The sequence below is a fragment of the Allolucifera butyrica genome, from assembly GCF_900476375.1.
Lineage (GTDB): Bacteria > Bacillota > Negativicutes > Sporomusales > UPPP01 > Lucifera > Lucifera butyrica.
Genome location: NZ_UPPP01000106.1, coordinates 1 through 10,169 on the forward strand (window position 1 = coordinate 1; position 10,169 = coordinate 10,169).

16 protein-coding genes are annotated in these 10,169 nt (G+C 38.1%); 9 read left to right on the forward strand and 7 right to left on the reverse strand.

The features are described from left to right. The coding region (locus LUCIF_RS26615) for a hypothetical protein (RefSeq protein WP_207857384.1) at positions 1 to 296 on the forward strand (296 nt) is incomplete at its 5' end. Positions 297 to 329: 33 nt separating this feature from the next. Here the strand turns inward: LUCIF_RS26615 and LUCIF_RS21930 are convergent. Both LUCIF_RS21930 and LUCIF_RS21935 read right to left on the reverse strand, forming a co-directional pair. Further along, complete coding sequence (locus LUCIF_RS21930) at positions 330 to 887, reverse strand: hypothetical protein (RefSeq protein ID WP_122629975.1); 558 nt, start codon at positions 885 to 887, stop codon at positions 330 to 332. A 57-nt stretch (positions 888 to 944) separates the two neighbouring features. After that, positions 945 to 1,517 (reverse strand): hypothetical protein, encoded by a 573-nt coding sequence (locus tag LUCIF_RS21935; RefSeq protein WP_122629976.1) that lies wholly within the window; start codon positions 1,515 to 1,517, stop codon positions 945 to 947. Positions 1,518 to 1,979: 462 nt separating this feature from the next. On the opposite strand from LUCIF_RS21935, the gene LUCIF_RS21945 reads away from it, so the two are divergent. The 4 genes from LUCIF_RS21945 (at position 1,980) to LUCIF_RS21965 (ending at position 4,823) form a co-directional block, all read left to right on the forward strand. After that, the gene (locus LUCIF_RS21945; RefSeq protein ID WP_122629978.1) at positions 1,980 to 2,585 is read left to right on the forward strand and encodes a hypothetical protein; all 606 of its coding nucleotides are present in this window, start codon (positions 1,980 to 1,982) and stop codon (positions 2,583 to 2,585) included. A 719-nt stretch (positions 2,586 to 3,304) separates the two neighbouring features. After that, entirely contained in the window at positions 3,305 to 3,916 is a 612-nt protein-coding gene (locus tag LUCIF_RS21960) for a glycosyltransferase family protein (protein WP_122629981.1), read from the forward strand. A 141-nt stretch (positions 3,917 to 4,057) separates the two neighbouring features. Beyond that, positions 4,058 to 4,213, forward strand: a complete 156-nt coding sequence (locus LUCIF_RS26275) for a hypothetical protein (protein ID WP_165866112.1) — start codon at positions 4,058 to 4,060, stop codon at positions 4,211 to 4,213. A gap of 133 nt (positions 4,214 to 4,346) precedes the next feature. After that, entirely contained in the window at positions 4,347 to 4,823 is a 477-nt protein-coding gene (locus LUCIF_RS21965) for a putative phage abortive infection protein (protein WP_122629982.1), read from the forward strand. Positions 4,824 to 4,861: 38 nt separating this feature from the next. On the opposite strand, the gene LUCIF_RS21970 is transcribed toward LUCIF_RS21965, so the two are convergent. Beyond that, entirely contained in the window at positions 4,862 to 5,053 is a 192-nt protein-coding gene (locus LUCIF_RS21970) for a hypothetical protein (protein ID WP_122629983.1), read from the reverse strand. 362 nt (positions 5,054 to 5,415) lie between these two features. Here LUCIF_RS21970 and LUCIF_RS21975 point away from each other — a divergent pair, with 362 nt between their 5' ends. Then, positions 5,416 to 6,096 carry a Crp/Fnr family transcriptional regulator gene (locus LUCIF_RS21975; RefSeq protein ID WP_165866113.1) on the forward strand — a complete coding sequence of 227 codons (681 nt, stop codon included), beginning with the start codon at positions 5,416 to 5,418 and terminating at the stop codon, positions 6,094 to 6,096. A 76-nt stretch (positions 6,097 to 6,172) separates the two neighbouring features. Here LUCIF_RS21975 and LUCIF_RS21980 read toward each other — a convergent pair whose 3' ends face one another. Continuing rightward, positions 6,173 to 6,718, reverse strand: coding sequence for a flavodoxin family protein (locus LUCIF_RS21980; protein ID WP_122629985.1), 546 nt, complete (start codon positions 6,716 to 6,718; stop codon positions 6,173 to 6,175). A 225-nt stretch (positions 6,719 to 6,943) separates the two neighbouring features. After that, positions 6,944 to 7,330 (reverse strand): ImmA/IrrE family metallo-endopeptidase, encoded by a 387-nt coding sequence (locus LUCIF_RS21985; RefSeq protein ID WP_122629986.1) that lies wholly within the window; start codon positions 7,328 to 7,330, stop codon positions 6,944 to 6,946. Between the two features lie 233 nt (positions 7,331 to 7,563). Here LUCIF_RS21985 and LUCIF_RS21990 point away from each other — a divergent pair, with 233 nt between their 5' ends. After that, a complete protein-coding gene (locus LUCIF_RS21990; protein ID WP_122629987.1) occupies positions 7,564 to 8,460 on the forward strand; it encodes a class I SAM-dependent methyltransferase in 897 nt (298 codons plus the stop codon). 72 nt (positions 8,461 to 8,532) lie between these two features. Here the strand turns inward: LUCIF_RS21990 and LUCIF_RS21995 are convergent, their stop codons facing one another. Continuing rightward, on the reverse strand, positions 8,533 to 8,760 hold the full coding sequence (locus LUCIF_RS21995; RefSeq protein ID WP_122629988.1) for a hypothetical protein: 228 nt from the start codon (positions 8,758 to 8,760) through the stop codon (positions 8,533 to 8,535). A gap of 54 nt (positions 8,761 to 8,814) precedes the next feature. Here LUCIF_RS21995 and LUCIF_RS22000 point away from each other — a divergent pair, with 54 nt between their 5' ends. Both LUCIF_RS22000 and LUCIF_RS26280 read left to right on the forward strand, forming a co-directional pair. Next, positions 8,815 to 9,327, forward strand: a complete 513-nt coding sequence (locus LUCIF_RS22000; protein ID WP_279386981.1) for a LamG domain-containing protein — start codon at positions 8,815 to 8,817, stop codon at positions 9,325 to 9,327. 49 nt (positions 9,328 to 9,376) lie between these two features. Beyond that, on the forward strand, positions 9,377 to 9,643 hold the full coding sequence (locus LUCIF_RS26280; RefSeq protein WP_165866114.1) for a hypothetical protein: 267 nt from the start codon (positions 9,377 to 9,379) through the stop codon (positions 9,641 to 9,643). 53 nt (positions 9,644 to 9,696) lie between these two features. On the opposite strand, the gene LUCIF_RS22010 is transcribed toward LUCIF_RS26280, so the two are convergent. Continuing rightward, positions 9,697 to 10,169, reverse strand: a 473-nt coding sequence (locus LUCIF_RS22010) for an ATP-binding protein (RefSeq protein WP_165866115.1), incomplete at its 5' end; no start/stop codon positions are given.

A 10,169-nucleotide genomic window follows, 5' to 3' on the forward strand; every position in this document is an offset into this window, starting at 1 on the left:
TCACGAAGCCTAGCTTACCTCTTCTTCCACCCAAGGCCAAAATTAGTGTTCTTGTAAGCCCTCATATTGGCATTGCCGTTGAATGGAAACTGCAGTTGTATCCGGTGTTGCCGTATATCAAGCCTGTCAAAAAAGAGCCTGTTGCCCCTTCGTCCAAACAAAAATCAACATGGAGGCCGCCTGATAGTCATTATTACAAATACGGCCATACCTTGATTAATAAAGTCTCCTTCGAAGATACCGACAAGGACATTCTAGCAATGCTGGAATCCATTTTCCTATGCAAATATGCTTAACTACGAGGTGACATTTTCTCACGATAATTATCCCTATTTGGGGGTGACATTTTCACAAGTTATTGACATATTTAAGTATTTTGAGGCTTTAATAGTATCCTGCGAATCAATATTCAATGTAGAATTATTTATGTCTAAAAGTCCGTTATTATTAATGTTAATCGTTCCAGAATCATTAGTTATAGATCCTTGATCATTTAAAACCCCTCCATTCGTAACTTGGAGGATTGCTTGATTAGTAAGATTTAATTTAGAATTATTTTCTAAGTTTATTGTTCCTGAATCAACGTTAATACTTGATCCACTTGTAAGAATTAAAGTAGAACCTTCATTAAGGCTAACAGACGACCCATTAGTAACTGTTAAAGAGCTTGTAGAGTCAACTTTTAAATTAGCATTTGAAGCAATATGGAGTATACCACCGTCTAAATTTAAATTTGCATTGGGATCGATATCTACTTGTGCGCCTGAATCGATTATTAAGTTACCAGTAAGAACAGCAGCAGCAGCATTACCACTAACTTTAAAATCGCCACCGCTATCTCCACCGAGGTCTATATCCGCCAGTGACCTTCCTGTAACTTGAACCATATTGGTATAGGCGTCGACATCACTTGGGGCAACCCCTGAGGAATCATACTGTAGTTCTTAATTTGAGTTAAAGAAGTTGGTGAGGGTTTCTTTGGTTAAATTAAAACTTTTTAAAAAGTCTTCAAAATTACTCAAAATAGTCCATGTTTTTCCGCTAGATAATGATAGATCATCAAAACTTTCTAATATTTTTGCTCCTGTATATATAGATAAACCTAATGCTGCATCTGGCGACATTCCATTTTTGGTAGCATTCATATAATAGGCAACGGAGAATCCCAACGCAACTCCAGTTTTAGTTGTCATTTCTCCAGCCGCTGAGGTTATGTAGTCGTAAGCTGTCATACCATTTTGTTCTATTTGATTGATTGTATCCTTTAATTTATCAGCAAAACTAACAACATCATCCGTATCCGATGAAGTATCACTAACATCGTCTACTGCTATTAATCCTTGAGCACTTGTTCCAGACAGGCTACTTGATGCAGATTCAGTAGTCAATACCGGAGTTGAATCAGTTGCCTCATTACTAGTTAAACTTGTAGTTGCCGATTCCTGAGAAGAATTTACTATCGGAGTATATGTAGGGATAGGGGTTGTAGTAGTTGAAACTGAACTAAGCGGATCCATATTTTTAAACCTCCCTGTTTATTCAACGAAATCCATTTCGTTGGTTTAATTTTTTCATAGGAATCAACAAAACACTATGCTAAGGTGACATGATTTTACCTACCTTTCTTTTTCATTTAAAAAAATGTCTTATATTTCCGTATATCGTAAAAATCGAATCCAAAATTAACTATTTTTTATATAAAATTACTTTTTTGACAAAACTAGTATTATTGCGACAAAAATTGTGTTTGAGACGGTCTAAAAATGCAAAATTCCTTGTTCTTAATAAATCAAGGAATTTTTAACACTTTGCTGCCAATGTTTTTAAATAATATACAAAATTTAGCAGGATACCGCCATCCTTATGGAGAAAACGCCCATAACTTACATTTAGTAGGTTATGGGTGTTGTTATATAGGTCGGTTGAATATGCACCGGAGGTTTATTTGCTGAAATGGTTTAAATTTTGGGGGCTAAAAGATGATAAAATTGGATAACTTAGGTGGCTACAAGAGGGGACGGCTATGGATAAATGATTTTCCGGGATTTGAAAGTAAAATAATTGATACAATACACAGAACTTTTGTCGGGGCAAAAGAAATTCCAAGATGTAACAAGTCGGTGGTATTGGAAATATTATTACCGAGAAATGCGAGCAATTACGCATTATTAGGAGCAACCTTTATACCATTAGTTGGTGGAACCTTGGATGTCAAAATTAACATTGGTGTCCATGATGATGCGGTTTTGAAAGATAATATAGCTTTTACATCTGATGAAGTTCATGTGGGGATACCTAAGGAATATGCATTTGCAGTTATGGATTCGGTTGCAGAAACACTAGACGATTCAGAATTTCCTCCAGGAATACTATTTTTTGATGTAGGAGCTCATAGTGACGTTGGTTCGAGTAGAATGATTTTTTCAAGAGTTACTAAAATATTGATAAAGATAATTTTTAATAATATACTCGAACTTTCGGAGGATGAATTAAAGAAATTAATTGCATTAGAGCTAAAATACATTTTAATAACAGTGAATTTGAGAACTAACAGCCAATATTTTAAAATAACATACAAAATTTAGCAGGATACTACCATCCTTATGGAGAAAACGCCCATAACTTACGTTTTTGTAGGTTATGGGCACTTCTATTTGGTCGGTTACATCGTAGGCTGAAGGAGGCATTGACCTCAGGGGTATTAGTCTGGCACATTGATTCTTTTAAAATTTTCCGCGATATTAGTATGTGCTGACATAAGAAATGGAGTGGTGCCAATGATAAGTATTTTTTGCAGTAGTATATTTGATATTCTTTGTTCTTTAGGCGCCAACATTTTGACGGGAGGGTCAATACCTTCTTGTGCCTATGATTTTAACCTAATTAATAGGTACCAGTTGTTTTATTTCTCCGACAAGGTGTCCGGATACGCCGAAATGCTGCATCAATTCATCAATTATTTAACGCCTATTCAATTCCGGTGATTCACCTTATTAAAAGATGTTGACTAAGTGTCGACAATCCAAACTGATTCTTGCCGAACGTGAACAATTTCTTGTTAAGCCTAAGAAAAAATGCCCTTTAGTTAGGGCTTTTTTCTATCTAAAGGCGCAAAATTTCGTTCTAAGCTTAGAATGGCTTGACTCTTCCTTGGCAAAGGGAACAGATAATGGCACAAACGGCGTAGACATAGGGAAGAGTTACAGGTGGTGTGGAAGAGAAGCTCGTCACAGGCTAGTAGTCCAAGAATATCTAATAGTTGCAATGGTTATACTACTGAGGATAGACACTAGGAGGGGATAATATGATGGATATTGTAGAAACTCAACGCCTCTTGGCGAACCTTCTTTACTCGCATTGGCTTTCAGAAGAATTGTTTTCATTCAGTTGGTTTACGATTGTCATACCGATGGTGGTTCTTTCCGGAATGTTCGTTATTCTCGTTGATAAGAGTCGTTTGCGAGAACTAATACTTTACGGTTCCATTCTTGCGGTTGCTTATGGTTTAATTTACCCGATTGCATCTACTATGACTCTATGGCAGTTCCAAAACAACCTTATACCTTATGCACTAGACTTAGTGCCATTTGCATTTATCTTTCATCCAATATTACACATATTTGCGTATCAATATGCTTCTTCATGGAAGAGTTTCGCAATTACCAATACCATATCGGCTGGTTTATTTGCGTTCGTTGCCTTGCCTGTTTATGTTTGGCTGAAAGTCATTCAGTTTTATAATTGGAATTATTTGTACTCGTTTATATTGGCATGGGGTATTTCATTTATTGCGAGGGCCGTAGTAATCTGGCTGGCTGATATTGAGCAGAGACATTCAACACAACCGAACCAAGTCTCTTTATCCCCAAGGATACAACCAGCTATGAAGCTGTTAGAGGATGATGAGAACGAATAAATAGTGTATTAACTACCAATATTTTTAAATAACATACAAAATTTAGCAGGATACTGCTATCACTATGGAGAAAACGCCCATAACTTACATTTTAGTAGGTTATGGGCATTTATATTATTAATAATCCTGAGGAGTGAGGTTATGAACAAAGCAAAGCTCAAAGAAGCCGAAGAAAGATTTATTATGCGATATCCCGGTGGCTTTTCTAATCCTCGGATGCTCGAATTAGCCAATGATTACGTTACCGTCAGAGTGCGGTTAAATCGGAAAATAAGTGCGGTCGCATCGGCTTTTTAGTGCGGTGTGAACAGAAAAATAGTGCACTTGCGCCGGAAGATAGTACGGTCGGGATTCTTGAATTCAAGAATTGCAACTAACACGTGAGGAACTAGCCGCAAGTAGAGATCATCTAACTCAACAGAATCGAATAATGGCACAACAAAAATTTGAAGAATCCTTCTTTTCTTTACTATCCATGTTTCGTCAACATGCCGATAAAGTGCGAAATGATTATTTGAAAGCTTCAGCTGATATTCAGGATTATATTACTACTCACAGCATGTACCCGCATGAGCCTGTACCGTTTGAAAAATTGATTGGGGGCTATTATGACTTAAAAAAACGATTGGAAGGGCTGGATGTATATTACAAGATAATTACACAATTATTGTTGTTTGTCGCGACTTCAGAAGCTGTGGACGATGAAACGAAAAAGAGATTTTTTGCTCTTGTTGAAACATCTATGGATTCCGAAGAATTGTGTTTGTTATTTTGGGATTGGTTTTTTGCTGGAAAAAATAACCCAATGACTATTATTGTTAGAAAATATAAATTCCTAGATGACTTTCTAAGTCACAGGCAGCATATTATTCCAACGCAACAAAGAGAAACATTTTTAAACTGGTAATATATATGAGGGGTAGAAGCTGTTAAAATTAGCGGCCATTAAATCACATCATTAATCCAACCGTTTCCTAAATCATATAAACTCTGCAGAATAGAAGAACAACTAATAAACCAGATCCAAAGCTGATCTTTAAAATTGACCCGTTTATTTTTCTTTACAAACTGTTCCGCTTCTTCCTCTCGTTCATGGTACCGGTCGTCCAGCCCAATGGCATAGGAATTATCGTTCATATGCTCGATAGCGTGAACGCACGCATGGAGGAGGGTGTCGCGTTCGACTTCCGGCGATAAACTGGAATCAATAAATATGTGATTTCTGCCTTTAGTGTTTTATAAGGAGCGAATATATTGGGACTTTGTCGAACATAACAAGATCAATTATTATTTTGTTGCTTATGAACCGTACACTCTAGTAAGGTCAATTCTGCACACATTTTACTACTCAGTAGCCGCCACTGGGATCACGATCAATTAGATCGAGCATATGGCTATGCGTTAGCAACAAACACGATCCTCAGGACGGGTGCTGTTCCGCTATAGAAAATAGCAATGTCTTCACCTAGGACTTGACGGGCATGTGTGGAGGTGATCAAATGGATGAAATTATGGAAGTATTATTCTGCTGTCCTCTATTTGCAGGCCTAAAAAAGCCTGAAATAAAAGAAATCATGGAGCAAACAAAATATAACCTCTGTTATTATAAAAAAAATGAATATATTTTTCGGGCGGATCAAACGGCTGGTTATATTGGAATTATCATTCAAGGCAGTGTCGAAGTGCAAAAAATTATTTCCTCCGGAAAAGCAATAAACGTAATGTCTAAAAATAAAGGAGATGTTTTCGGTGGAGCAGCCATCTTCTCGTCAAAAAAATCACCTAACGTAAATATACTAACAAAAGAATCATGCAAAATTATACTAATTCACAAACAAAGTGTTTTTGATATACTGTGCAAAAACAGTATAATAGCTTCTAATATTTTGAGCTTAAGTGCTAATAGTATATCACATTTAAATCAAAGAATTGAGTTATTGTCATTTTCTTCAATTCAGAAAAAAATAGCTTTTTCACTACTGTTTGATATGCAATCATGTGAAGCAGATGTAATTCACTTGCCCTTTCCCAAAAATTCATGGGCAGAATACCTGAATGTATCCCGACCTTCACTCTGCCGAGAGTTAAAAAAACTCTGTGCAGTTGGAGATATCGATATTAAAAATAGAACCATCAAAATTATTAATAGAGAAAAACTTCAATCATTGCTAATGAATTGACTCAGATTAAATTTATGCTGCCAAAAAGCTACACTCATAATCGCTGTCTCACCCTCATGAATCACTTATACACGGATCATACTTTTAAAATACCAGTTACTAAAGCTCCAACCCGCCGCAAAGCATCATCGTTTGGTCGTCCTGTAATATCTCCCAAACGTCCGTCTACGGACCAGTGAGTATAGCCTTCGCTATTATATTGACATTCAAACAACCATTCTGTTACCATTTCGAAGCCGAGATGATCAAGTAGTTGACCTAAATATTTCGGAGTCATAACAGCTTCATTTATCCCGGTATGTGCACCCCCATATGTACAATATGTTACCGCTCTTTTTCCAGCAATTCTTGGAGCACATCCCTTAACATCGCCTTGCTTAATGTGCTTTTTCAGCATAGCACCAAGAAAATCGCACATGAATTTTGGCGGTAGCCATGAGTACACTCCTGATCCAATGAACACAAAGTCAAAATCTAAAAAATTGAATGCATTCTCATTAGTTGTAGCAGTTACTTCAATAGTATTAACCTCATGATTAAGCAATTGTACTGTTTTCTCGATTTGCAAAGCGATTTTTTTTGTATTACCTGTACAAGAACAAAATAGGTTTAAAATTTTCATTTAACATACCACCTCTTTATTTCATGTAACTTACAGTCCTAATTATATTGCAGTTAATTAGATAGAACTGTATCTACTGCTACACTTTTCGTTTTTTGACGATTTGCCATATATCAAGCATCAAGCGTCCCCAAAGAAGAATTGCATACATAATTGTGCATAAAGGGGGCACACCAATTGGCGAGATGGGCACAAACAGATAATAATAATGATGGGAGCATCTCTTCAAATTATATCATTAATCCAATCGCTCCCGACATTGAACAAATTTAGCAGAAGCGAAGGGCTGCTAATGAACCACAACCAAAGATGATCTTTAAAATTTACCCGCTTATTTTTCTTCACAAACTCTTCCGCTTCTTCCTCCCGTTCATGGTGCCGGTCGTCCAGCCCAATGGCGTAGGAGTTATCGTTCATATGCTCGATAACGTGGCAGCACTCATGGAGGAGGGTGTCGCGTTCGGCCTCCGGTGATAAGCTGGAATCAATAAATATGTGAGTTCTACCTTTTCTAGACTTATAAACAAAACCGTGCACTTCACCACTTACTTTGACCTTATGGAATAAAAGATCGCCGGTACTTATCATACCGTTAATTTTACGGAAACCCATGTACTACCCACAATCCCTTCAAGAAAGTCGTAATTTTGTCAACTGCAGATAGAAATAACGAGTATTTCGGATATATTTATTGTTATTTCATATCGTACAACATATGGATGTTATTGACAAAATAATTTATCTATGTTACAATAAACATTTAACAGATTGACGATGCTGCGTGGTCTGATATACTCAATTTAGAACGATAGTTTCGAGATATGGTTTTAAAAGGAGGATATCAGATGGAAGAGGACCAATTCAGTCTTACGGCAGTAATGTGCGCCTATCTTCGTGCTTCCCACGCTAAGTACGATGATCCTAAAATTTTTGATGACTTTTTAGCCTATCAATTGATTCCTGATGAGAATCGGTTGCTTATAGAACAAGGGTTAATAAAGTATCTTAAACTAAAAGCTCCTGAGCTCGCCGCATCGCTTCCGGATCAAACGACCGCTTTGGCGTGGATAACGCGAGCTATGAACAGTCGATCTAACCTTCTAAGTCGTTCACGCTATACGGAAGAAGCTCTTGAAGCGGCTGTTAACCATGGTACGCAGCAGTATGTAATACTTGGAGCGGGACTGGATACATTCGCATTTCGTCGTCCAGATCTATTAGCAAAACTTCATGTATTTGAAGTTGATCACCCGAATACGCAAAATTTTAAAACACAGCGCATTACGGAATTAGGTTGGGAATTTCCAGCGCAGCTAAGCTTCATTTCAATGGATTTCACCCAGGAAAGCTTGGCGGTAGCATTAAAAAAATCATCGTATAATCCTCGAGTAAAAAGCTTCTTTAGTTGGCTTGGTGTAACTATGTACTTAACGCGAGAAGAAGTATTCACAACGCTTCGTACTATTGCCGCTATCGCTCCCGCAGGCAGCTGGGTCATTTTTGACTATTTTGATATTGATGTGTTTAATCCTCAAAAAGTGGATCCGCAAATGCAAGAACAGATAGCGCACGCACAGGAGGCGGGGGAACCGATGAAAACCGGTTTTGATCCAGCGATGTTAGCCTCAGATCTCGTCAATTTAGGATTTTATCTTCATGAGGATTTGGATCAGGTAGATATCCAGAAACGTTACTTGTGTGGGTCTAAATATGTTCACCTTGTACAAGCGATAATCAAATAACATTTATGTTAAAACAACACGTCATCCGAATACTCGACCGAAATAACAAAACACGGCACTAAGCCGTGTTTTTTATAATGCCTTTTTTAAAATTCGTATTTCGGCTTCTTGATGATCGAGGCGCGTTAGCGCCATATCCAGCAATTCAGAATGTCGCGCTTGAACTTCACTGAATTTGGTAATGTCCTTACTGTTCACTTCTATAAGTTCCATTGCTCCGGTCAGCATGCCTTCTAGTCTCGCTTGTCCCTGTTTTAAGCCAGAAACATCTTCTGAAACATCCTGTTTTAGCCTGGACATATCTTGTTGTAAGCCCGAAACATTCTTCCGAAGTTCTTCCAGTCCGGCATTGGTATTACTAGATATCCAGGAAGTTACTGTGGATTAGGAGTAGGATGGAGTGATGGGACTAATATTTATTCAAGTGTTTCATCTAATGGTACGTCTTGGGATATAATAAATAAATTCAAGCTGGGATCAATTACACTAAATGCCTGGACCCATTATGCTTTCGTAAGACAAGGCTCCTCTTTTTATGGATTTAAAAATGGTGTGCTTACGAGTCAGGCTTCAGGGACAACAGCATCAATCAAGGCTGGAACAGGTACACCGTCCATTGGGTATTTTTATACTGGTTCTACATCTTTTTACTTTCCGGGATATATTGATGAGTTTAGGATTTCCAACATTGCTCGTTGGACTTCAGATTTTAATGTAAATTTGCCATCAAACTTAATTGCTGTTGCTGGTGATGCGCAAGTAACGCTTTCTTGGGACGCGGTTAGCGGAGCAATCGGTTATAACATAAAAAGAGCTACTACGTCGGGCGGTTCCCTATACGACGATTGCTACCAATGTATCTGTTAATAGCTATGTAGATTCCACGGTTCAAAACGGTACTACTTATTATTATGTTGTGACAGCTCTAAATGATTATAGCGAAAGTGCCAATTCTAATGAAGCATCTGCAACGCCGCAGGCAGCCAGCAAAGCATTGTTACGGGTTACGATGATTGATTCCAGCGAACGGGAATACCGTTTAACTTCCACTGAAATTAACGGATTTATTAACTGGTATACTCGTACTATTGGAACAGGAATTTCTTGCTATGCAATTAAAGATATCGTTGATAATAGTACAGAATATCTGGCTCTTGAAAAAATAATCAGCTTTTGTCAATAGCGCCTGAAAAATGACCCTTTTTCGCGTTCGAAAATTGACCCCTCTGGTAGTCATTAGGTATCGAAGGTGACTGTTAACGAATCACCTCCCTCTGGCTTTATGTCCTGGCTCCTTTTAAGGAGTCCTGCTCGCTGCTTTTCTTTTAGACGATAAGATTCACCCTTGATATTGATGACAGTGCTATGATGTAATAGCCGGTCGAGAATCGCAGTGGCAATGATAGTATCGCCGAATACTTCACCCCATTGTCCTATTCCACGGTTACTTGTAAGGATAATCGATCCCCGTTCATATCGACGCGAAATCAGCTGAAACAATAGGTGTGCTCCATTGACATCAACTGGGACATAACCAATTTCGTCAATAATCAAGAGTTTGGGCGCACAGTAGGCTCGGAGCTTGTCTTCCAAACGATTCTCTACGTAGGCCCGGTTTAGAGTGGCAACCAGTGCCGCCGCTGAAGTAAACAAGGTGCGATAGCGTTTGTGAATCGCTTTGAGACCGAGTGCCACAGATAAATGCGTTT

Excerpts from the sequence above, each read along its gene's own strand:
- LUCIF_RS21980 (WP_122629985.1), bottom strand. The coding sequence starts at position 6,718 with ATGAAAATTTTAAACCTATTTTGTTCTTGTACAGGTAATACAAAAAAA.
- LUCIF_RS26275 (WP_165866112.1), top strand. The coding sequence starts at position 4,058 with ATGAACAAAGCAAAGCTCAAAGAAGCCGAAGAAAGATTTATTATGCGA.
- LUCIF_RS21945 (WP_122629978.1), top strand. The coding sequence starts at position 1,980 with ATGATAAAATTGGATAACTTAGGTGGCTACAAGAGGGGACGGCTATGG.
- LUCIF_RS21935 (WP_122629976.1), bottom strand. The coding sequence starts at position 1,517 with ATGGATCCGCTTAGTTCAGTTTCAACTACTACAACCCCTATCCCTACA.
- LUCIF_RS21990 (WP_122629987.1), top strand. The coding sequence starts at position 7,564 with ATGGAAGAGGACCAATTCAGTCTTACGGCAGTAATGTGCGCCTATCTT.
- LUCIF_RS21985 (WP_122629986.1), bottom strand. The coding sequence starts at position 7,330 with ATGGGTTTCCGTAAAATTAACGGTATGATAAGTACCGGCGATCTTTTA.
- LUCIF_RS21995 (WP_122629988.1), bottom strand. The coding sequence starts at position 8,760 with ATGTCCAGGCTAAAACAGGATGTTTCAGAAGATGTTTCTGGCTTAAAA.
- LUCIF_RS21970 (WP_122629983.1), bottom strand. The coding sequence starts at position 5,053 with ATGAACGATAATTCCTATGCCATTGGGCTGGACGACCGGTACCATGAA.
- LUCIF_RS21975 (WP_165866113.1), top strand. The coding sequence starts at position 5,416 with ATGGATGAAATTATGGAAGTATTATTCTGCTGTCCTCTATTTGCAGGC.
- LUCIF_RS21960 (WP_122629981.1), top strand. The coding sequence starts at position 3,305 with ATGATGGATATTGTAGAAACTCAACGCCTCTTGGCGAACCTTCTTTAC.
- LUCIF_RS21965 (WP_122629982.1), top strand. The coding sequence starts at position 4,347 with ATGGCACAACAAAAATTTGAAGAATCCTTCTTTTCTTTACTATCCATG.
- LUCIF_RS21930 (WP_122629975.1), bottom strand. The coding sequence starts at position 887 with ATGGTTCAAGTTACAGGAAGGTCACTGGCGGATATAGACCTCGGTGGA.